The sequence below is a fragment of the Streptomyces sp. NPDC092369 genome, assembly GCF_044755245.1.
Lineage (GTDB): Bacteria > Actinomycetota > Actinomycetes > Streptomycetales > Streptomycetaceae > Streptomyces.
The window spans coordinates 279615-300586 of record NZ_JBIVQP010000008.1; the positions used below are offsets into that span (position 1 = coordinate 279615).

19 protein-coding genes are annotated in these 20972 nt (G+C 68.9%); 15 read left to right on the forward strand and 4 right to left on the reverse strand.

Features of this window, described 5'->3' with window-relative positions; translation table 11 throughout:
* Positions 1 to 337: 337 nt before the first annotated feature.
* Positions 338 to 1942, forward strand: a complete 1605-nt coding sequence (locus ACIQI8_RS39215; protein WP_402362006.1) for an ABC transporter substrate-binding protein — start codon at positions 338 to 340, stop codon at positions 1940 to 1942.
* 108 nt (positions 1943 to 2050) lie between these two features.
* On the opposite strand, the gene ACIQI8_RS39220 is transcribed toward ACIQI8_RS39215, so the two are convergent.
* Both ACIQI8_RS39220 and ACIQI8_RS39225 read right to left on the reverse strand, forming a co-directional pair.
* The gene (locus ACIQI8_RS39220) at positions 2051 to 2722 is read right to left on the reverse strand and encodes a response regulator transcription factor (protein WP_058926326.1); all 672 of its coding nucleotides are present in this window, start codon (positions 2720 to 2722) and stop codon (positions 2051 to 2053) included.
* A 14-nt stretch (positions 2723 to 2736) separates the two neighbouring features.
* Positions 2737 to 3792: a RecB family exonuclease gene (locus ACIQI8_RS39225; protein WP_402362009.1), complete on the reverse strand. Its 1056-nt coding sequence runs from the start codon at positions 3790 to 3792 to the stop codon at positions 2737 to 2739.
* Positions 3793 to 3967: 175 nt separating this feature from the next.
* On the opposite strand from ACIQI8_RS39225, the gene ACIQI8_RS39230 reads away from it, so the two are divergent.
* From ACIQI8_RS39230 to ACIQI8_RS39240, 3 genes are all read left to right on the forward strand, one after another.
* A complete protein-coding gene (locus ACIQI8_RS39230; RefSeq protein ID WP_402362012.1) occupies positions 3968 to 5902 on the forward strand; it encodes a site-2 protease family protein in 1935 nt (644 codons plus the stop codon).
* 72 nt (positions 5903 to 5974) lie between these two features.
* Complete coding sequence (locus ACIQI8_RS39235) at positions 5975 to 6877, forward strand: tRNA (adenine-N1)-methyltransferase (RefSeq protein WP_402362015.1); 903 nt, start codon at positions 5975 to 5977, stop codon at positions 6875 to 6877.
* Between the two features lie 266 nt (positions 6878 to 7143).
* Complete coding sequence (locus tag ACIQI8_RS39240; RefSeq protein WP_402362018.1) at positions 7144 to 7713, forward strand: hypothetical protein; 570 nt, start codon at positions 7144 to 7146, stop codon at positions 7711 to 7713.
* Between the two features lie 58 nt (positions 7714 to 7771).
* On the opposite strand, the gene ACIQI8_RS39245 is transcribed toward ACIQI8_RS39240, so the two are convergent.
* The gene (locus ACIQI8_RS39245) at positions 7772 to 8077 is read right to left on the reverse strand and encodes a ferredoxin (RefSeq protein ID WP_402362021.1); all 306 of its coding nucleotides are present in this window, start codon (positions 8075 to 8077) and stop codon (positions 7772 to 7774) included.
* Positions 8078 to 8320: 243 nt separating this feature from the next.
* Here ACIQI8_RS39245 and arc point away from each other — a divergent pair, with 243 nt between their 5' ends.
* The 6 genes from arc (at position 8321) to prcA (ending at position 14478) form a co-directional block, all read left to right on the forward strand.
* Positions 8321 to 10087 (forward strand): proteasome ATPase, encoded by a 1767-nt coding sequence (arc, locus tag ACIQI8_RS39250; RefSeq protein WP_402362024.1) that lies wholly within the window; start codon positions 8321 to 8323, stop codon positions 10085 to 10087.
* Between the two features lie 244 nt (positions 10088 to 10331).
* Positions 10332 to 11843, forward strand: coding sequence for a depupylase/deamidase Dop (gene dop / locus ACIQI8_RS39255; RefSeq protein ID WP_402362027.1), 1512 nt, complete (start codon positions 10332 to 10334; stop codon positions 11841 to 11843).
* 155 nt (positions 11844 to 11998) lie between these two features.
* Positions 11999 to 12214 carry a ubiquitin-like protein Pup gene (locus ACIQI8_RS39260; RefSeq protein ID WP_030606474.1) on the forward strand — a complete coding sequence of 72 codons (216 nt, stop codon included), beginning with the start codon at positions 11999 to 12001 and terminating at the stop codon, positions 12212 to 12214.
* Between the two features lie 34 nt (positions 12215 to 12248).
* The gene (locus ACIQI8_RS39265) at positions 12249 to 12842 is read left to right on the forward strand and encodes an endonuclease VII domain-containing protein (RefSeq protein WP_402362031.1); all 594 of its coding nucleotides are present in this window, start codon (positions 12249 to 12251) and stop codon (positions 12840 to 12842) included.
* Positions 12794 to 13639 carry a proteasome subunit beta gene (prcB, locus tag ACIQI8_RS39270; RefSeq protein WP_402362034.1) on the forward strand — a complete coding sequence of 282 codons (846 nt, stop codon included), beginning with the start codon at positions 12794 to 12796 and terminating at the stop codon, positions 13637 to 13639. Before ACIQI8_RS39265 ends, prcB begins: the two co-directional genes overlap by 49 nt.
* Before the next feature lie 71 nt (positions 13640 to 13710).
* Positions 13711 to 14478 carry a proteasome subunit alpha gene (gene prcA, locus ACIQI8_RS39275; protein WP_402362036.1) on the forward strand — a complete coding sequence of 256 codons (768 nt, stop codon included), beginning with the start codon at positions 13711 to 13713 and terminating at the stop codon, positions 14476 to 14478.
* A gap of 61 nt (positions 14479 to 14539) precedes the next feature.
* Here the strand turns inward: prcA and ACIQI8_RS39280 are convergent, their stop codons facing one another.
* Positions 14540 to 15610, reverse strand: a complete 1071-nt coding sequence (locus tag ACIQI8_RS39280) for a LacI family DNA-binding transcriptional regulator (RefSeq protein ID WP_402362039.1) — start codon at positions 15608 to 15610, stop codon at positions 14540 to 14542.
* Between the two features lie 62 nt (positions 15611 to 15672).
* Between ACIQI8_RS39280 and ACIQI8_RS39285 the strand changes: the two genes are divergently transcribed.
* The 5 genes from ACIQI8_RS39285 to ACIQI8_RS39305 all read left to right on the forward strand — a co-directional run bounded on the left by ACIQI8_RS39285 (position 15673) and on the right by ACIQI8_RS39305 (position 20969).
* Positions 15673 to 16932, forward strand: a complete 1260-nt coding sequence (locus ACIQI8_RS39285; RefSeq protein ID WP_402362042.1) for an MFS transporter — start codon at positions 15673 to 15675, stop codon at positions 16930 to 16932.
* Positions 16933 to 16941: 9 nt separating this feature from the next.
* A complete protein-coding gene (gene pafA / locus ACIQI8_RS39290) occupies positions 16942 to 18303 on the forward strand; it encodes a Pup--protein ligase (RefSeq protein WP_124002698.1) in 1362 nt (453 codons plus the stop codon).
* A gap of 135 nt (positions 18304 to 18438) precedes the next feature.
* Positions 18439 to 19452, forward strand: a complete 1014-nt coding sequence (locus ACIQI8_RS39295) for an FKBP-type peptidyl-prolyl cis-trans isomerase (protein WP_402362045.1) — start codon at positions 18439 to 18441, stop codon at positions 19450 to 19452.
* Between the two features lie 61 nt (positions 19453 to 19513).
* On the forward strand, positions 19514 to 19885 hold the full coding sequence (locus ACIQI8_RS39300) for an FKBP-type peptidyl-prolyl cis-trans isomerase (RefSeq protein ID WP_402362048.1): 372 nt from the start codon (positions 19514 to 19516) through the stop codon (positions 19883 to 19885).
* 130 nt (positions 19886 to 20015) lie between these two features.
* Entirely contained in the window at positions 20016 to 20969 is a 954-nt protein-coding gene (locus tag ACIQI8_RS39305) for a helix-turn-helix transcriptional regulator (protein WP_402362051.1), read from the forward strand.
* The last annotated feature ends 3 nt before the right edge of the window (positions 20970 to 20972 follow it).

Genomic DNA, 20972 nt, shown 5'->3' on the forward strand with positions numbered 1-20972 from the left:
ATTCCGGTACCCGCCAAGGTCATTGGGAATGTGAGGTTCCCCACCTTCCCGAGGGTCGACAGTCGGGGTGGCGTGTGCTGTTCACCCCGTTTCGGGCGTCGCCGACGTGCCCTTGTGTCCCGATTGATGGAACGCTGCACTAATCATTCCGCCGTCGGGTTTTCGGTCTGTCCGCAACCGGTTTCGCTGCGTGATGGGGGCTCAACTCCGGTGACAGTGAACCCGCATACTGGTGCGGACTAATCTCATCGCGAGAACATCGCCCTTACCCCGTGATCCGCCCGCAACACCCCTGCATGCCGGGTACACGGATTCGACAGCCTGGAGAAACTCGAGCATGAACCGCAAGACTTTGGTGCTGCCGGCCGTGGTCGGTCTGCTCGCGCCCGTGCTCGCCGCCTGTGGTGGGTCCGACAGCGGGAGCGGCGGCGGCGACGCGATCGCCGTGGGCACTACGGACCGGTTCATCGCCACGAAGGACGCGCCGGCACCGTTCGACCCCGCCTACGCCTACGACGTCGGCAGCTGGAACGTGCTGCGCCAGACCGTGCAGACGCTGATGATGCAGCCGAAGGGCGACGGCGACCCGGTACCCGAGGCCGCCCAGAGCTGCGAGTTCACCGACAGCGGCAACGAGCGCTACGCCTGCACCCTGCGCGACGGACTGAAGTTCGCCAACGGCGACAAGGTCACCGCGGCCGATGTGAAGTACTCCATCGACCGCGCCCGCGCCATCAAGGCCGACTCCGGCGTCTTCGCCCTGCTGTCCACCATCGACACCGTCGAGACGCAGGGTGACAACGAGGTCATCTTCCACCTCAAGACCGCCGACGCCACCTTCCCGTACAAGCTGTCGACCCCGGTCGCCGGCATCGTCAACCCCGACGACTACGAGAAGAACAAGCTGCGCGACGGCTTCGAGGTGGACGGCTCCGGCCCGTACACCCTGTCGACCGATGTCAAGAACGACGAGGTCGTGAAGGCCACCTTCACCAAGAACCCCAACTACAAGGGGTCGTTGAAGGTCAACAACTCCAAGGTCGACATGGTGTCCTTCAAGGACGCCGACAGCATGGGCACCGCCCTCGACAAGGGCGACATCCAGGTCATGACCCGCACCATGACGCCGCAGCAGATCGAGAAGCTGTCCGCGAAGACCGACGGCAACGTCGACCTGGTCGAGATGGCCGGCCTGGAGATCCGCTACCTGGCCTTCAACACCAACGCCCCGACGGTGAAGACCAAGGCCGTCCGCGAGGCGATGGCCCAGCTCATCAACCGCGCCGAGCTTGTCTCCAAGGTCTACGGCTCCCAGGCCGAGCCGCTGTACTCGCTGGTTCCGGCGAGCGTCACCGGACACTCCAACTCGTTCCTCAACAAGTACGGCGACCCGAGCGTCTCCAAGGCCAAGGCCCTGCTGACCGGCGCCAGCATCACCACCCCGGTCAAGCTGACCCTGCACTACACGACCGACCACTACGGCTCGGCCACCAAGAAGGAGTTCGAGCAGCTCCAGACGCAGCTCAACAGCAGCGGACTGTTCGACGTCACCATCAAGGGCGCGGCCTGGGACACCTTCGTCCCGGCCGAGCGCAAGGGCTCGTACGACGTCTGGGGCATGGGCTGGTTCCCCGACTTCCCGGACGCGGACAGCTTCATCGCGCCGTTCCTCGACAAGGACAACTTCCTCAACTCGCCGTACGCGAACGCCAAGATCATCGACAACCTGATCCCGGAGTCCCGCCGCGAGGCCGACCGGCTCGCCGCCGGCACCAGCCTGACGGAGATCCAGGACATCGTCGCCGACGACGTCCCGATCCTCCCGCTGTGGCAGGGCAAGCAGTACGTCGCCGCCCGCGACGACGTCACGGGCACGGCCTACGTGCTCAACTCCTCCGCCACCCTGCAGCTCTGGGAGCTCAGCCGCGGCGTGAGCGGCTGACGCCGACCTGAGCGAGACACGAACAGAGGGGCCGTTTCCTCCCGGGAGGAAACGGCCCCTCTGCTTCGTGCCTGCGACCGCTGAGTACGAGGTGTCTCGTACGCAGCCCTACTGCGCGCCCGGACGAACCAGCCCGCTCTCGTACGCGTACACCGCGGCCTGCACCCGGTCGCGCAGCCCCAGCTTGGTCAGCACATGCCCGACGTGCGTCTTGACGGTGGTCTCGCTGACGAACAGGTCGGCCGCGATCTCCGCGTTGGACAGACCGCGCGCCACCAGCTTCAGCACCTCCACCTCGCGCTCGGTGAGCGTGTGCAGGGTGTCCGGCACGGGCTCGTCCCCGGAGGGCAGGTGGGTGGCGTACTTGTCGAGCAGCCGTCGGGTGATGCTCGGCGCGAGCATGGCCTCGCCCGCGGCCACCACCCGGATCGCCTGCACGAGTTCATTGGCCGGGGCGTCCTTGAGCAGGAAACCGCTGGCGCCCGCGCGCAGTGCCTCCACCACGTACTCGTCGAGGTCGAAGGTGGTCAGGACCAGCACCTTCGCCGGGCCGTCCCGCCCCGGTCCGGTGATCTGCCGGGTCGCCTCCACGCCGTCCATCCGGGGCATCCGGATGTCCATCAGGACCACGTCGGGCTGCAGGGCCCGGACCTGGTCGAGGGCCTGCAGGCCGTCTCCGGCCTCGCCGACGACCGCGAGGTCCTGCTCGGCTTCCAGAATCATCCGGAAGCCGGTACGCAGCAGCGGCTGGTCGTCGACGAGTAGGACGCGGATGGCCACGTAAGTCTCCTTCGCTAGTCCGGCCCCATTCTGCCCTGTTGGACGGCACCGGACTCGGGCGCCCTCACCGGCAGCGGATAGGGCGGGGGAGTCCCGCCGAATTCCGGACAGTGCGCCTGATGATCGCACCAGCCGCACAGCTTCGTCGGACGCGGTCGCCACTCGCCCGTCTCCGTCGCCAGCCTGATCGCCTCCCACAGCGCGAGCAGCTTGCGCTCCACCCGCTCCAGGTCGGCGGGGACGGGATCGTAGGTCAGCACGTCCCCGCTGCCGAGGTACACCAACTGGAGCCGACGCGGGACGACCTGCTTCAGCCGCCACACCACCAGGGCGTAGAACTTCATCTGGAACAGAGCGCCCTCCGCGTACTCCGGGCGGGGCGCCTTGCCCGTCTTGTAGTCGACGATCCGCACCTCGCCCGTGGGCGCCACGTCGACCCGGTCGATGATCCCGCGCAGCTTCAGCCCCGAGTCCAGCTCCGTCTCGACGAACAGCTCCCGCTCGGCGGGCTCCAGACGCGTCGGGTCCTCCAGCGTGAACCACCGCTCGACCAACTGCTCGGCCTCACCCAGCCAGCGCGCCAGCCGCTCCCCGTCGGGGTCGTCCGCGAACAGCTCCACCACCTCGGGCCTGCTCTCGCGCAGCCGGTCCCACTGCCCCGGGACGAGGGACTTGGCCCGCGGCGCCGTCCGCTCCGTGGCCGGCGCGTCGAAGAGCCGCTCCAGCACCGCGTGCACCAAGGTGCCCCTGGTCGCCGCCTCGCTCGGCTTCTCGGGCAGCCGGTCGATGACACGGAACCGGTAGAGCAAGGGGCACTGCATGAAGTCGCCGGCCCGGGAGGGGGAGAGGCTGGCGGGCGCTATGGCGACGGGGGCCACGACGGCGTCCGGGCCGCCGGCGCCGATCACGTCGACGGTCTCCCCGCTCCCACTCGCGGTCCCGCTCCCGACCGCCACCGCGCTCGCCGACTCGACCGCCACCGTCCCCGCCGACTCGGCCGCGACCGGTGAATCCCCCTGCGGGGCACCCCCGCTGAGGGCCGGCGCCGTGTCCTCCGTGCTCGTCTCCATGCCTCCAGACCTTACGGCCCGCCACTGACAGTGACCCCGCGATGGCCGCAACGGCTGCGACAGGTGGGGAAACTCAGGGGGTGCCGGGGCGGAACGCGCCGCGACTGCCGCATACCATCGACCCGAGACCCTTCCGGCCGACAGGCTCGGAAGACGCTTCGAACGAGGGGACATCGTGGACGAGAGCGGCGGGAGCGGGCAGCCGCGGTCCGGCACCGACGAGTCGGCCGACCACCACGCGAGCCCTGCGGCCCCGGCCGGCCCGGCCGACGACCGCCCCACGGACCTACGCCGTCCCGTCCCGTCCCGCGACAAAGCCGACGCCGAGACCGACGCCCCGAGCGAACCGGCCTCTGCCGAGGGCGACCCCACATCGGGCGTCAGCCGCGACGGCAACGCTTCCACGCCCCTCGACCCCGCTCCCGTCCCGGGCACACCCGCCGAGGCTGTGCCGGTCTCGGGGGGCGGTTCCGATGACGGCGCTTCCGTGTCCGGTGACCGTCCCCTCTTCTCCGGCGCGCACGCCGAAGCGTCCGGTGAGCGTGCGCTGACGCCTGACGGCAGCTCCTCGGCTTCCGGTGGCAGCCCCTCCGCGGCCGGAAGCAACCCCTCCACCTCCGGTGGCAGTCCCTCCGCGGCCGGAAACAACCCCTCCGCCTCCGGTGGCAACCCTTCCGCCTCCGGTGGCACCCCCTCCGCAGCCGACGGCAGTCCTTCCGCGGCCGACGGCCACGCGCCCGTGCCCGACGAGCCCGCCGCGGTGCCCGACGACCGTGAGCCCGCACCCGGCGAGACCCCCGCGACCGGCGGCCACCCCGAGGCCCCTGCCGACGTCCCGACGGCGATTCCTGCCTACCCGCACGACGACGACCACCCCACCACCCCCACGCCCGTCGCCGACGGCAACCGCAGGCTTGCCCGCTCCGGTGGCGCCAAGCAGCGTCCGCCGCAGCGCCCCGAACCCCGTGGCGGCCTGCTGATGGGACGGCCCTTCGGTGTGCCGGTCTACGTGGCGCCCAGCTGGTTCCTCGTCGCCGCCCTGATCACCTGGGTGTTCGGCGGCCAGCTCGACCGCGTGCTGCCCGAACTCGGCGCCGCCCGCTACCTTGTCTCCCTCTTCTTCGCGGTCGCCTTCTACGCCTCGGTCCTCATCCACGAACTGGCCCACACGGTCGCCGCACTGCGCTTCAAACTCCCGGTCCGCCGCATCCAGCTCCAGTTCTTCGGCGGCGTCTCCGAGATCGAGAAGGAAGCCGAGACCCCGGGCAGGGAGTTCGTGCTGGCCTTCGTCGGCCCGCTCCTCTCCCTCGTCCTGTCCGGCATCTTCTACCTCGCGATGCAGCCCGTGGAGCCCGGCACCGTCCCCGGCGTCCTGCTGGCCGGCCTGATGGTCTCCAACCTCATCGTGGCCGCCTTCAACCTCCTGCCGGGCCTGCCCCTCGACGGCGGCCGCATGCTGCGCGCCGTCGTCTGGAAGATCACCGGTCGCCCGATGAGCGGTACCATCGCCGCCGCCTGGGTCGGCCGCGCCCTCGCCGTCTCCGTCCTCATCGGCCTCCCGCTGCTCACCCAGTCCGGCGCGCTCGGCTCCACCGCCGAGGACAACGTCGGCATGGACACCGTCACCGACGCCCTGCTCGCCGCGATCCTCGCCGCGATCATCTGGACCGGCGCCGGCAACAGCCTGCGGATGGCCCGACTGCGCGAACACCTCCCCGAACTGCGCGCCCGCAACCTCACCCGCCGCGCCGTCCCCGTCGAGACCAACACCCCGCTCTCCGAGGCCCTCCGCCGCGCCAACTCCGCCGGCGCCCGCGCCCTGGTCGTCGTCGACCCCGAGGGCACGCCCCTCTCCCTCGTCCGCGAGGCCGCCATCGTCGGCGTACCGGAACACCGCCGCCCCTGGGTCGCCGTCAGCGGACTGGCCCAGGACCTCACCGACGGCATGCGCGTCTCGGCCGAACTGGCCGGCGAGGACCTCCTGGACGCCCTGCGCGCCACCCCGGCCACCGAGTACCTGGTGGTCGAGGAGACCGGCGAGATCTACGGCGTCCTGTCGGCGGCGGACGTCGAGCGCGCGTTCGTGAAGGCGATGGCCCGGCCCAACTGACACACCCGCTTTAGGAGAGCGGTGCTCCATCCCGTGGTCGGCCGACGCCCTAAACGCCGGTAGGGTGGTCACATGTCCGAACCGACCGGTGCCGCCCGCAGGCGCGGGCCCTTCAAGGTCGGGGACCAGGTTCAGCTGACCGACCCCAAGGGCCGCCACTACACGTTCACGCTCGAGGCCGGAAAGAACTTCCATACCCACAAGGGTTCTTTCCCGCACGACGAGCTGATCGGCGCACCCGAGGGCAGCGTTGTCCGCACCACCGGTAACGTCGCCTACCTCGCGCTGCGCCCCCTGCTCCCCGACTACGTCCTGTCCATGCCCCGCGGGGCAGCCGTCGTCTACCCGAAGGACGCGGGGCAGATCCTCGCCTTCGCCGACATCTTCCCCGGCGCGCGCGTCGTGGAGGCCGGCGTCGGCTCCGGCTCGCTCAGCAGCTTCCTGCTGCGCGCCATCGGCGACCAGGGCATGCTGCACAGCTACGAGCGCCGCGAGGACTTCGCCGAGATCGCCCAGCAGAACGTGGAGCGCTACTTCGGCGGCCCGCACCCCGCCTGGCAGCTCACCGTCGGCGACCTCCAGGACAACCTCTCCGACACCGAGGTCGACCGCGTCATCCTCGACATGCTCGCCCCCTGGGAATGCCTGGAGGCCGTCTCCAAGGCACTGGTCCCCGGCGGCATCCTCTGCTGCTACGTCGCCACCACCACCCAGCTCGCCCGGACCGTCGAGACCATCCGCGAGATCGGCAGCTTCAACGAGCCGAGCGCCTGGGAGTCGATGATCCGCAACTGGCACGTCGAGGGCCTGGCCGTCCGCCCGGACCACCGGATGATCGGCCACACCGGCTTCCTGCTCACCGCCCGCCGCCTCGCGGACGGCGTCGAGCCGCCCATGCGCCGCCGCCGCCCCGCCAAGGGCGCCTACGGCGAGGACTACGACGGACCCAACGCCGACGGCGGCGCCGGCCGCTGAGGCGGTCCGTGCCGCAGTCAACGAACGGGCGCCGCGCCCCAGTTCCCGGACCGACCCGGGAACTGGGGCGCGGCGCCTTCGTATTGACGCCTTCGTCTCTTACCGATGTCTTCGCCTCGGCGCCTTCGCATCGACGCGCCGCCCCCTCCACCCGCCCCCGGCAGGCTCCGGCGCACGACCCCTGACCCCGCCGTTCCCCCGCACTGTGACGTGTGGCACGATGCAGGCCACCCCCACCGGCACAGCCCTCACAGGAGACACTCCTAGTGCAGCAATCCGCCGTCCCGGAACTGGCACACACGCACACCCGTCCGATCCACTGGGTCGCCACCGCCACGGCAGTCGCCGGCGTGATAGCCCTGTCCTCGGTCCTGCAGCCCAACTCCGCGACGGCCCAGACGGCCGCCCCGGCGGCGAAGGCCACGCACGCCACCGCACCGGACCCCGCGGGCGTGCGCTTCCCGCTCAGCTGCGGCCCGGTGAAGGCCGTGGTGCGGGAGAAGGCCACCGGAGACCTCGACGGCGACGGCAGCCCCGAAACGGTGGCCGTGGTCCACTGCGACTCCGCGATGGGCACCCCGCCCGACGGCGTCTACGTCCTCACCCACGCCGCGGACGGCGGCAAGCCCCGCCTGGTGGCCACCCTGGTCGACCCCAAGGACGGCAACACGGTGAGTGACTTCTCGGTGCGCGACGGAGCCGTCCTCGCCACCCTGTTCGGCTACTCGTCGAAGGACACGCCCCGCTGCTGCCCGGACATCAAGGACAGCGTGAAGTGGCAGTGGAAGAACGACTCGTTCGTCCGCTCGACACCCGCCGGTGCCCAACGCGTGTGACCCACGTCACCAGAGCCGGTGAGAAATCAGGCAGACGTGACATAACGCGCGCGGATCATCACTGCGCGTCCGGACCGAAGACCTCGACCCTGTCCGAAACTCGCCGTACATGGATGCACTCGCCCGGACACTCCTTCGCGGAGTCCACCACATCCGTGAGAAGCGGCAACGGAACGGGCGTTGTCGCACCCGGGGCCTGCAACAGTTCCTCGCCCGCGCCCCGCACATAAGCCAGTCCGTCGATGTCCAGCTCGAAGACCTCCGGCGCGTACTGCACACAGATGCCGTCGCCGGTACACAGGTCCTGGTCGATCCAGACTTCCAGAGCCTCACCGCCGCTTCCGGCCTCCTGCTGCACGCTCATGTCTCCTGCCGTTTAGATGTCGAGCCGACGGGAATCAGGCCAGCTCTGACGGGTGTTGAACACTTCGACCCTACCTCCGGCGGCTTCCCAATCATGTTCGGTGGGTATTCCCCTGGCGTGAGGGAGAGCGCAAGGGTGAAGATCGGACACACCTCGACAGTCTTTGTGATCTAGGGGTTTCAATCGACACCCACCCAGGTAGGGTCTGGAAGCGTCCAGCTCCCCTTGGAGGAGGTGAGGACCGTGGCAGCCCACGACGACGACATGAACCGCGGCATCCGCCCGGGACGAGGGTCCGACGACCCGGCCGGGCAGATTGCCTACCTTGAGCAGGAGATCGCCGTCCTGCGCCGCAAGCTCGCCGACTCTCCGCGACACACGAGGATTCTCGAAGAGCGGATCGTCGAGCTGCAGACCAACTTGGCCGGCGTGTCCGCCCAGAACGAGCGACTCGCCAACACGCTCCGTGAAGCCCGCGACCAGATCGTGGCCCTCAAGGAGGAGGTCGACCGGCTCGCACAGCCCCCGGCCGGCTTCGGTGTCTTCCTCGAGGCCAACGAGGACGGCACGGCCGACATCTTCACCGGCGGGCGCAAGCTCCGGGTGAACGTCAGTCCCAGTGTCGAGCTCGACGAGCTCAGGCGCGGCCAGGAAGTGATGCTCAACGAAGCGCTCAACGTGGTCGAGGCCATGGAGTACGAGAGCGTCGGAGACATCGTCACCCTCAAGGAGATTCTCGAGGACGGCGTACGCGCCCTGGTGCAGGGACACACCGACGAGGAGAGGGTGGTCCGGCTCGCCGAGCCGCTCCTCGACGTCGTCATCCGTCCCGGCGACGCCCTCCTGCTCGAACCCCGCTCCGGTTACGTCTACGAAGTCGTCCCCAAGAGCGAGGTCGAGGAACTCGTCCTCGAAGAGGTACCCGACATCGGCTACGAGCAGATCGGCGGTCTGGGCGGCCAGATCGAGATGATCCGCGACGCGGTCGAGCTCCCGTACCTCTACCCGGACCTCTTCAAGGAGCACGAACTGCGCCCGCCCAAGGGCGTCCTGCTCTACGGACCGCCTGGATGCGGCAAGACGCTCATCGCCAAGGCCGTCGCCAACTCGCTGGCCAAAAAGGTCGCCGAGGTCACCGGCCAGGCCGCCGGCAAGAGCTTCTTCCTCAACATCAAGGGCCCCGAACTCCTCAACAAGTACGTCGGCGAGACCGAGCGGCAGATCCGCCTCGTCTTCCAGCGCGCACGGGAGAAGGCCAGCGAGGGCACACCCGTCATCGTCTTCTTCGACGAGATGGAATCCCTCTTCCGCACCCGTGGATCCGGTGTCAGCTCGGACGTGGAGAACACCATCGTCCCCCAGCTGCTCGCCGAGATCGACGGTGTCGAAGGCCTGCAGAACGTGGTCGTGATCGGCGCCTCCAACCGCGAGGACATGATCGACCCCGCCATCCTGCGCCCCGGCCGCCTGGACGTGAAGATCAAGATCGAACGCCCGGACGCCGAAGCCGCGAAGGACATCTTCGCCAAGTACCTCACCGAACGCCTCCCGCTGCACCCCGACGACCTCGGCGAGCACGGCGGCAGCAAGACGACCACCGTCGAAAGCATGATCCAGACGGCCGTCGAGCACATGTACACGGAATCCGAGGAGAACCGCTTCCTGGAGGTCACCTACGCCAACGGTGACAAGGAAGTCCTCTACTTCAAGGACTTCAACTCCGGCGCCATGATCGAGAACATCGTCGGCCGCGCCAAGAAGATGGCCATCAAGGACTTCCTCGACGACAAGCAGAAGGGCATCCGCGTCTCCCACCTCCTCCAGGCCTGCGTGGACGAGTTCAAGGAGAACGAGGACCTGCCCAACACCACCAACCCCGACGACTGGGCCCGGATCTCCGGGAAGAAGGGCGAGCGGATCGTCTACATCCGTACCCTCATCACCGGAAAGCAGGGAGCGGACACCGGACGCTCCATCGACACGGTGGCGAACACCGGTCAGTACCTGTAGAAGACAGGGCGGCTGCGGGTGCCCTAACTGGGTACCCGCAGCCGACTGTTTTTCAGGCCACGACCGGAACAAAGGCGAGCAAGGCAATGACGAAAATGATCTCCCCACCAGCGCAAAGCCGTTCTAGGCTCTTCGGTACCGCCGAGTCGCGCAGTGCGGGGACGGGCACCGCACACGCACCGGAGCGCCAGCGGTACTTGAGCGACGTCCCCGACCGAGGACATCGCCGGGCAAGGAGGGCCGCATGACCGTACGGCGAGTAATGGGCATCGAGACGGAGTACGGCATCTCCGTTCCCGGTCACCCCAACGCCAATGCCATGCTCACCTCGTCCCAGATCGTCAACGCCTACGCGGCGGCGATGCACCGGGCCCGACGGGCCCGCTGGGACTTCGAGGAGGAGAACCCGCTGCGCGACGCGCGAGGCTTCGACCTCGCCCGGGAGGCCGCCGACTCGAGCCAGCTCACCGACGAGGACATCGGCCTGGCCAATGTCATCCTCACCAACGGCGCACGGCTCTACGTCGACCACGCCCACCCGGAGTACAGCTCCCCCGAAGTCACCAACCCCATGGACGCCGTCCTGTGGGACAAGGCCGGCGAACGCATCATGGCCGAGGCCGCCGACCGCGCGGCCCAACTCCCGGGCGCCCAGCCGATCCACCTCTACAAGAACAACACCGACAACAAGGGCGCCTCCTACGGCACGCACGAGAACTACCTGATGAAGCGGGAGACCCCCTTCTCGGACATCGTGCGCCACCTCACGCCCTTCTTCGTCTCCCGACAGGTCGTCACCGGAGCGGGCCGCGTCGGCATCGGCCAGGACGGACACGAGCACGGCTTCCAGCTCAGCCAGCGCGCCGACTACTTCGAGGTCGAGGTCGGCCTGGAGACCACCCTCAAGCGACCGATCATCAACACCCGCGACGAACCGCACGCGGACGCCGAGAAGTACCGCCGCCTGCACGTGATCATCGGCGACGCGAACCTCTCCGAGATCTCGACCTACCTCAAGCTCGGTACCACCGCCCTCGTGCTCTCCATGATCGAGGACGGCTTCATCGCGGTCGACCTGGCCGTGGACCAACCGGTCCGCACCCTCCACCAGGTCTCCCACGACCCCACCCTCAAGCGCCTGGTCACCCTCCGCAGCGGCCGCACGCTGACCGCCGTCCAGCTCCAGATGGAGTACTTCGAGCTCTCGCGCAAATACGTCGAGGAGCGCTACGGCTCGGACGCGGACGACCAGACCAAGGACGTCCTGGCCCGCTGGGAGGACACCCTCAACCGCCTGGAGAACGACCCCATGAGCCTGGCCGGCGAGCTGGACTGGGTCGCCAAGCGAGAGCTCATGGAGGGCTACCGGCGCCGTGACGGCCTCGACTGGGACGCCGCCCGCCTCCAGCTGGTCGACCTCCAGTACGCCGACGTACGGGCCGAGAAGGGCCTCTACAACCGTCTCGCCGCCCGTGGCCGGATCAAGCGGCTGCTGGGCGAGGAAGACGTCGAGCGGGCCCGTACGAAGCCCCCGGAGGACACGCGCGCGTACTTCCGCGGACGCTGTCTGGAGCAGTACGCGGACGACGTGGCGGCGGCCTCCTGGGACTCGGTGATCTTCGATCTGCCGGGCCGCGACTCCCTGCAGCGGGTCCCAACCCTGGAACCGCTACGCGGAACGCGAAATCACGTCAAGGAGCTCCTGGACCGCTGCCGCACGGCGGAAGACCTGGTCAAGGTACTTTCCGGCGGCTGAGCGGGTACTGGTGCCGTCTCCGCCCGACAGGGTGGAAAAGCCGGCGGCCGGGAATCATCGAGGTGGTCCCCGTACGTTGAGAGAACTGCGGGGCCGATGTCGGACCCTGCTTGTAGGGTCTGATCAAGAACGTCGAACCGAGCGGGGTGAGGGTTATGGCGACCAAGGACACCGGCGGCGGCCAGCAGAAGGCGACGCGCTCAACCGAGGAGGTCGAGGAGGCGCCCGAGGCGCAGGCATCCGAAGACCTCAAGGAGCGCCAGGAGAAGCTGAGCGACGACGTCGACTCCGTGCTGGACGAAATCGACGATGTGCTCGAGGAGAACGCAGAGGATTTCGTGAGGTCCTTCGTTCAAAAGGGTGGGCAGTAGGCGCCCATTTCCTTTGAATCGAAGGTTACGGGGGATGAGGGAAGCCGTAGAGGGTAGGCGTTGCTCGCGGTGCAAGGAGCAGCTCCCTCGATCGGCATTCGCCGGCAACAGATCGATGCCCGACGGTCTCCAGGCGTACTGCCGGGAGTGCTCTGCCGAGTACTACCGGCAGCGCCAGGAGGCCAAGGGGAAGAAGGTCCGCGAGAAGGTGCCGGTGCCATCCGGTCACAAGCGGTGCCCGCAGTGCGAGGTGGTGAAGCCGCATGCCGAGTGGGAACGCAACAGATCTTCGGCGGACGGTTGGTCGAGCTACTGCCGCGAGTGCCGTGCCGAGCGGAACCGGATCAGCTACTTCAAGCGCAAGTACGGTCTCGCGTCGGCGGAGTTGGACGCGTTGATCGCCGATCAGTTGGGCATCTGCTGCATATGCTTGGCGGCCCCTGCCGAACATGTGGATCACTGCCATCAGACGGGTAGGGTCCGAGGCGTACTGTGCTTCAGCTGCAATGCCGCACTGGGGCAGTTCAAGGATCGGCCCGATGCCATAAGGCGGGCTGCTGCTTACGTGGAAGGAATCGCGTGGAAGCCAACACTCGTAGCACCGGGCGTCTACCAGCTGCCTTCCTGACGCCGGGATCCTCGTCCTTCATGGACTTCCTGTCCGACCATCAGCCCGAGATGCTGCCGGGCAGGCGTCAACTGCCGCCCACGCAGGGTGTGATCGAGGCGCCGCACGGCACCACGATCGTGGCCGTGACCTTCCCGGGCGGTGTCGTGCTCGCCGGTGACCGCAGGGCCACCATGGGCAATGTCATCGCCCAGCGCGACATCGAGAAGGTGTTCCCGGCGGACGAGTACTCCGCCGTCGGTATCGCCGGTACGGCGGGCCTGGCCGTCGAGATGGTGAAGCTGTTCCAGCTGGAGCTGGAGCACTTCGAGAAGGTCGAGGGGGCGCAGCTCTCCCTGGAGGGCAAGGCGAACCGCCTGTCGACCATGATCCGTTCCAACCTCGGCATGGCCATGCAGGGCCTGGCCGTGGTTCCCCTCTTCGCGGGGTTCGATGTGGACCGTGACCGGGGCCGCATCTTCTCCTACGACGTGACGGGTGGCCGCTCGGAGGAGCACGGCTTCGCGGCCACGGGCTCCGGTTCGATCTTCGCGCGCGGTGCCATGAAGAAGCTCTACCGTGACGACCTGAACGAGGCGGAGGCCACGACTCTCGTGGTCCAGGCCCTCTATGACGCGGCGGACGACGACTCGGCGACCGGTGGTCCCGATGTCGCGCGCCGGATCTATCCGATCGTCACTGTGATCACCGACGACGGCTTCCGTCGGCTCAACGACGAGGAGTCCTCCGAGATCGCCCGTTCGATCCTGGCGCGGCGCCTGGAGCAGCCGGACGGCCCGCGGGCCGCGCTGCTGTAGTCGGCGCCCGGTTTCAGCAAGGTGATCCTGTGAACTCGACGGAACCCTCCGAAGAAAGGGACGGATAGCCGGTGTCGACGCCGTTCTATGTCTCACCCCAGCAGGCGATGGCCGACCGGGCCGAGTACGCCCGCAAGGGCATCGCGCGCGGCCGCAGCCTGGTCGTGATCCAGTACGCCGACGGCATCGTCTTCGTCGGCGAGAACCCTTCCCGTGCGCTGCACAAGTTCAGCGAGATCTATGACCGGATCGGTTTCGCTGCCGCGGGCAAGTACAACGAGTACGAGAACCTCCGTATCGGTGGCGTCCGTTATGCCGATCTGCGGGGTTACACCTACGACCGGGACGACGTGACCGCCCGCGGTCTCGCCAACGTCTATGCCCAGACGCTGGGCACGATCTTCTCCAGTGCGGCCGAGAAGCCGTACGAGGTGGAGCTGGTGGTCGCGGAGGTCGGCGACACGCCCGAGGGTGACCAGATCTATCGGTTGCCGCACGACGGTTCGATCGTGGACGAGCACGGTTCGGTCGCGGTCGGTGGCAACGCCGAGTTGATCAGCAATTACCTGGATCAGCGTCACGAGGAGGGCATGACCCTCGCGGAAGCGCTGAAGCTGGCGGTGCAGGCTTTGTCCCGTGAGTCGAACGGCACTCAGCGGGACATTCCCGCGGAGCGTCTGGAGGTCGCGGTTCTGGACCGTACGCGTCCGCAGCAGCGCAAGTTCAAGCGGATCGTGGGCCGTCAGCTTTCGCGTCTGCTGGATGCGGACGGTTCGGCGACGGCCACGACGGATGACGCGTCCGACGAGGAGCCGGAGGAGACCTCCGAGGAGGAGTGACACCGTCGCCACCCCGTCCACTGTGTGCCCCGGCCGTCGTCACGGCCGGGGCACAGGGCGTTCAGGGGGTGCTGGGGGGCGCTGTGGAGCCTCGTACGACCAGTTCGACGGGGATGTCGCCCGCGTCGGGTGTGCGGCCTTCCAGGACGGCCAGCAGGGCGCGCATGCCGTGTTCGCCGAAGAGTTCGGCGTCCAGCCGTACGGTGGTCAGCTCGGGGTCGAGGGCGGTGGCCAGGGCGAGGTCGTCCAGGCCGGTGACGGAGAGGTCGTCGGGGACGCGCAGGCCCAGGCGCCGGGCGGCCTTGTAGGCGCCGGCTGCCAGCTTGTCGTCGTCGCACACCAGTGCCGTGGGTCGGGGTCCGGGCGCGGCCAGGGCGGTCGAGGCGGCGGTGAGGGCGTCGTCGATGGAGATCGGCGCGTGGACGGTGCGTACGGATGTGCCGGGCACTGCGCCGACCCGGGCGGCCAGTTCACGCCCGCGTACCTCGAAGGTCCACGAGGGTACGTCGGCGGCGAGGTGCAGGAAGTGGCGGTGGCCGAGGTCGAGCAGGTGTTCGGCGACCTGACGGACGCCGTCGGTGATGTCCAGGTTCACGGTGGCCGCGCCGAGGCTGCCCTCGGGGTCGCTGTCGAGCATCACCAGGGGCAGCTGGTCGCCCCTGATGGCGGTGAGGGCGTCGGCGGCCATGGAGGAGGCGATGACGCCGTCCAGGGCCGCCTGGGCGGACGCGAAGGGGTCTCTGGCGGGGCCGATGCCCTCGGGGGAGGGGTAGAGGACCACGCCGAATCCGTGGTCGGCGGCGACGCGGGCGGCCCCGGTGTAGACGCCGGCGAAGAACTCGGTGGTCAGCGCGGGTACGACGAGGAGCACGGTGCGGGTGCGGCCCAGGCGCAGGTTGCGTGCGGCGAGGTTGGGTCGGTAGCCGAGGTCGCGGGCGGCTTCCCGGACGCGTTCGGCGGTGGTCTCCGAGACCCGGCCGCGCCACTTGTCGCCGAGTACCAGGGAGACCGCGGCCTGGGAGACGCCGGCGGCCTGGGCGACGTCTCGGCTCGTGGGGCGGGTGCTGCCTGGTGACACCGGCGGGTCGCTCCTTCGGCTGGTCCTTCGTCTGGACTGGTGAACAGCGCACATGGTACGTATGAGAGAAGGAGTTATACGTAAAACTTCGGCGTTGCGGGTGAGGGGAAGCGGACATGGCTGCGGGATACGTGGAGATCCTCAGGGCTCGGCATGCCGCCCGCCTGCTCGCCGGCACGCTCGTGGGCCGGCTGCCGTGCGCGGTCGCCGCGATCGCCATCGTGCTGTTCGTCCGCTCCGAGGGCGGCACCTACAGCCTCGCGGGCGGGCTCGCCGCGGCGTACGGGGTCGCCAACGCCGTGGGGCAGCCGTTGCTGGGCCGGTTCGTGGACCTGTACGGGCAGCCGCGGGTCCAGCTGCCGGCCGCGCTCGTCTCGGCGCTCGCGATGTCCGCCTTCGCCTTCACCGGCACCGACCCGTTGGCGCTCGCCTACGCGTGCGTGGCGCTCTCCGGGCTCTTCACGCCTCCTCTGGAGGGCGGTCTGCGGGCGCTGTGGTCCTCGGTCCTGCCCCGTGAGGGTCAGGTGCAGACGGCGTACGCGATGGACGCGGTCGCCCAGGAAGTCATGTTCACCGTCGGCCCGCTGCTGGTGACCCTGTGCGTGTCGCTGTGGTCGGCGCAGGCGGCGCTCGTGCTCATCAACGTCGTCGGGGTGCTGGGCGCGCTCTCGGTGGTCGTGTCGCCGCCTTCGCGCGCGTGGCGGTCGGCGCCGCGTGAGGCGCACTGGCTGGGCGCGTTGCGCTCGCCCGGGCTGCTGGTGCTGCTCGGCGCGTTCCTGGCCGTGGGCATCGCGCTCGGCTCCATCACGGTGGCCGCCGTGTCCTACGCCGACGATCACGGCGGGGACGCGGTGTACGGGTGGCTGATGGCCGGCATCGGTCTCGGCGCGCTCGTCGGCGGCACGGCGTACGGCGCGCGGCAGTGGAGCGGGCCGCCGGAGCGTCGACTGCGGGTGCTGGTCGCCCTTCTGGCGGTGTGTTACCTGCCGCTCGCGCTGACGCCGGGTCCGGTCGCCATGACGGCGCTCACGGCCGTCGCGGGGCTCTTCCTGGCGCCCTGTCTCGCCTGCGCGTTCGTCCTGGTCGACCGGCACGCGCCGCGCGGGACGGTCACCGAGGCGTTCTCCTGGATCGTGACCACGTTCACCGTGGGTTCGTCGGTCGGAACGGGCCTGGCGGGCCCGGTCGTCGAGTGGGGCGGGGCGGTGTGGGGCTTCGTCGTGCCGGGTGCCGCGGGAGCCGTGTCGCTGCTGGTTCTGCTGGCCACCGGACGGGTCCTCGCAGCTCCCGCAGGGGGCGCGGTCGTTGCGGCTTCATCGGAAAATGATCCAAACCGTGCGGTCGAACCCCGTTTCAGCTCAGGGGATCGGGCGTAATGTTCAGTCATGGACCGCCGCATTTTCGGGCTGGAGAACGAGTACGGCGTCACATGTACGTTCAGGGGACAGCGCCGCCTGTCTCCCGACGAGGTGGCGCGGTACCTCTTCCGCCGTGTCGTGTCATGGGGCCGAAGCAGCAATGTCTTTCTGCGGAACGGCGCCCGCCTCTATCTCGACGTGGGATCACATCCGGAATACGCGACACCGGAATGTGACAACGTGACCGAACTGGTCACCCACGACAAGGCCGGCGAGCGCATTCTCGAAGGACTCCTGGTGGACGCGGAACGACGCCTGCACGAGGAAGGAATCGCGGGCGACGTCTACCTCTTCAAGAACAACACCGACTCGGCGGGCAACTCCTACGGGTGCCACGAGAACTATCTCGTCGCCCGGCACGGGGAGTTCTCCCGGCTCGCGGACATCCTCATTCCGTTCCTGGTCACCCGCCAGCTCCTGTGCGGGGCGGGCAAGGTGCTGCAGACCCCGCGCGGCGCGGTGTACTGCGTGAGCCAGCGGGCCGAGCACATCTGGGAGGGCGTCTCCTCGGCGACGACCCGCTCCCGGCCCATCATCAACACGCGCGACGAACCGCACGCGGACGCCGAGCGCTACCGCCGCCTGCACGTCATCGTCGGCGACTCGAACATGTCCGAGACCACCATGCTGCTCAAGGTCGGCGCCACCGACCTGGTGCTGCGCATGATCGAGGCGGGCACCGTGATGCGCGACCTGACCCTGGAGAACCCGATCCGGGCGATCCGCGAGGTCAGCCACGACATCACCGGCCGGCGCAAGGTGCGCCTGGCCAGCGGCCGGGAGGCCTCCGCCCTCGAGGTGCAGCGCGAGTACTACGAGAAGGCCGTGGACTTCGTCGAGCGGCGTGGCATCCGCACCGGCGTCGTGGACCAGGTCCTGGAGCTGTGGGGCCGCACCCTGGACTCGATCGAGGCCGAGGACCTCGACCGGATCGGTACCGAGATCGACTGGGTCATGAAGTACAAGCTCATCGAGCGGTACCGCGCCAAGCACAACATGACCATGTCCCACCCGCGCGTCGCGCAGATCGACCTCGCCTACCACGACATCCACCGGAGGCGGGGTCTTTACTACCTCCTGGAGCGCAAGGGCCAAGCGGCCCGGATCTGCAACGACTTGAAGATCTTCGAGGGCAAGTCCGTGCCCCCGCAGACCACTCGGGCCCGACTGCGCGGCGACTTCATCCGCCGAGCCCAGGAGCAGCGCCGGGACTTCACTGTCGACTGGGTCCACCTCAAGCTCAACGACCAGGCGCAGCGCACGGTGTTGTGCAAGGACCCGTTCCGTTCCGTCGACGACCGGGTGGAGAAGCTGATCGCGGGAATGTGAGAGATGTGAACAACGCGTTCCGGTGACGGACCGGAACGCAACACGGGCGCCGCACGTTTCCAGTGCGGCGCCCTTCTCACGCCGTAGAGTTGCGCGCACGCCATCATCAAGATCGACCGATACGAGGCCTTCACCGTGCGCCGACGCTCCCTACTCATCGCCGTACCCGCAGGACTGGTCACGCTCGCCGGATGCGGTGACGACGACAAGTCCGACTCGAGCAAGGCCAGCGACAGCGCCTCGCCCTCGCCCACCGATTCGGCGTCCGCCTCCGCGCCTCCGCCGCCGAAGATCGTCGACGGTCCGCTGCCGGCCATCACGGCGGGCACGAAGTTCGGTGAGAAGCCGACCGTCGCCAAGGGCACCGGCGACCCGTCGAAGCAGCTCGCGGTCAAGACGGTCATCGCGGGAGGCGGCAAGACCGTCGCGGAGAACGACTTCATCCAGGCCCACTACCTCGGCCAGATCTGGTCCACGGCGAAGGTCTTCGACAACTCCTACGACCGCAAGACGCAGTTGATCATCCAGCTCGCCCAGGGCGGCATCATCGACGGCTGGCGCTACGCCCTGACGGGCAAGAAGACCGGCAGCCGCGTCGAGTTCTCCGTGCCGCCCACCTGGGGCTACGGCACCGAGGGCAACTCGCAGGCGGGCATCAAGGGCACCGACACGCTGGCGTTCGTGGTCGACATCCAGGACACGTTCAACGGCAAGAGCTCCGCCAAGGGCACCGACGTTCCCCAGAGCGACGCCAAGCTGCCGAAGGTCGGCACCAACACCGACGGCAAGGCGCCCTCCATCGACATCCCCAAGGGGGACGCGCCGACCAAGCTCGTGGCGGAGTACGTCATCGAGGGCGACGGCGACGAGGTCGCCGCCAACTCCAGCGTGCTCGTGCAGTACAAGGGCGTCCTGTGGGACACGGGCAAGGAGTTCGACTCGACGTACAGCCGCAGTGCGCTTACCTCGTTCTCCCTGGAGCAGGTCGTCAAGGGCTGGGCGCAGGGTCTGACCGGCAAGAAGGTCGGCAGCCGCGTCCTCATCGTCATTCCGCCGAGCCTGGGTTACGGCGACAGCCCGCCGGCCGGCAGCGGCATCAAGAAGGACTCCGTGCTGGTCTTCTCGGTGGACATCCTGGCCAAGATGTAGCACCGACGGGGTGTAAGACTGTGTGTGTTGCCTTTTCGCAGACAAAGCAGGAGCTAGAGACGTGAGCATCGAGAAGCCCGAGATCGACTTCCCGGGCGGCGAGCCCCCGGCGGACCTGGAGATCAAGGACATCTGGGAGGGCGACGGGGAGGTGGCGCAGGCGGGCCAGACCGTCACCGTCCACTACGTCGGCGTGGCCTTCAGCACCGGCGAGGAGTTCGACGCCAGTTGGAACCGCGGCACCCCGTTCCGCTTCCCGCTGGGCGGCGGCCGTGTCATCAAGGGCTGGGACCAGGGCGTCCAGGGCATGAAGGTCGGCGGCCGTCGCCAGCTGACCATCCCGGCCCACCTCGCCTACGGCAACCAGAGCCCGACCCCGGCGATCAAGCCCGGCGAGACCCTGATCTTCGTGGTCGACCTGGTCGGCGTCTGATCGACGGATCCGACCGGACCCGATCAGCCGGGGCCCATGCCCGTCCGGGCATGGGCCTCGGCTTTTGCCGTGCCACCGCGGGGCGGTACGGTCATCGTCCGTAAGCACCATAGGGAGGCGAAGGGCGTCGATGGCCATTGCCAAGGCAGAGCGGCTGATGAACCTGGCGCTGTGTCTGCTCGGGACGCGGCGGCCGCTCAGCAAGCGTGAACTGCGCGAGTCCATCGAGGCCTATCTCGAAGCCGGCAGCGACGACTCCTTCAACCGGATGTTCGAGCGGGACAAGGACGATCTGCGCGAACTCGGCCTGGTCATCGAGACCGTGGAGAACCTGGACGGCGAGATGGGCTACCTGGCCCGCCGCGACAGCAACCGCCTGCCGCCCATCACCCTCGACGCCGAGGAGGCCGCCGCGCTCGGCCTCGCCGCCAAGGTCTGGCAGCAGGCCCGACTCGCCGGCGCGGCCAGCGGCGCCCTGCAGAAACTGCGCGCGGCCGGTCTGCCCGAGGACGTCGATCCCTACGAGGCGCACGGCGCCCTCGAGCCCCGTATCCCCGTGCACGAGGCGGCGTTCGAGCCGCTGATGCTCGCCTGCCGCGACCGCCGCCCGGTCGTCTTCGACTACCGCAAGGCCACTGCCGCCCACCCCGAGCCCCGGCACGTGGAGCCGTGGGCGCTGGAGTGCTGGCGCGGCCACTGGTACCTGGCCGGCTGGGACCGCGACCGCAGCGCCGAGCGGGTCTTCCGGCTCTCCCGGATCACCGGCCGGGTGCGCAGCCGCACGGGACAGTTCACCGCCGAGATCCCCGACGTCGTCACCGTCCGGGAGACCGTGGCGAGTTGGGCGGGGGAGAACGCCGACCGGTCCGCGCTGATCCGGCTGCGCACCGGATCCGGTTACCCCCTTCGGGCGAAGGCCACCTCGGTGCGGGAACTCGGCGACGGCTGGGACGAGTTGGAGATTCCGTACGGGCACGGGCTGGACGCCTGGCTGGTGGAGTTCGGGCCGGACGTGGTGGTCCTTGAGCCGGCCGAGCTGCGCGCGGACGTGGTGGACCGGCTGCGCGCCGTGGCCAAGGGCTGAGGG

Coding starts and splice junctions, on each gene's coding strand:
- ACIQI8_RS39215 (WP_402362006.1), top strand. CDS start 338: ATGAACCGCAAGACTTTGGTGCTGCCGGCCGTGGTCGGTCTGCTCGCG.
- ACIQI8_RS39225 (WP_402362009.1), bottom strand. CDS start 3,792: ATGGAGACGAGCACGGAGGACACGGCGCCGGCCCTCAGCGGGGGTGCC.
- ACIQI8_RS39235 (WP_402362015.1), top strand. CDS start 5,975: ATGTCCGAACCGACCGGTGCCGCCCGCAGGCGCGGGCCCTTCAAGGTC.
- ACIQI8_RS39245 (WP_402362021.1), bottom strand. CDS start 8,077: ATGAGCGTGCAGCAGGAGGCCGGAAGCGGCGGTGAGGCTCTGGAAGTC.
- dop (WP_402362027.1), top strand. CDS start 10,332: ATGACCGTACGGCGAGTAATGGGCATCGAGACGGAGTACGGCATCTCC.
- ACIQI8_RS39260 (WP_030606474.1), top strand. CDS start 11,999: ATGGCGACCAAGGACACCGGCGGCGGCCAGCAGAAGGCGACGCGCTCA.
- ACIQI8_RS39265 (WP_402362031.1), top strand. CDS start 12,249: ATGAGGGAAGCCGTAGAGGGTAGGCGTTGCTCGCGGTGCAAGGAGCAG.
- ACIQI8_RS39280 (WP_402362039.1), bottom strand. CDS start 15,610: ATGTGCGCTGTTCACCAGTCCAGACGAAGGACCAGCCGAAGGAGCGAC.
- ACIQI8_RS39285 (WP_402362042.1), top strand. CDS start 15,673: ATGGCTGCGGGATACGTGGAGATCCTCAGGGCTCGGCATGCCGCCCGC.
- pafA (WP_124002698.1), top strand. CDS start 16,942: ATGGACCGCCGCATTTTCGGGCTGGAGAACGAGTACGGCGTCACATGT.
- ACIQI8_RS39305 (WP_402362051.1), top strand. CDS start 20,016: ATGGCCATTGCCAAGGCAGAGCGGCTGATGAACCTGGCGCTGTGTCTG.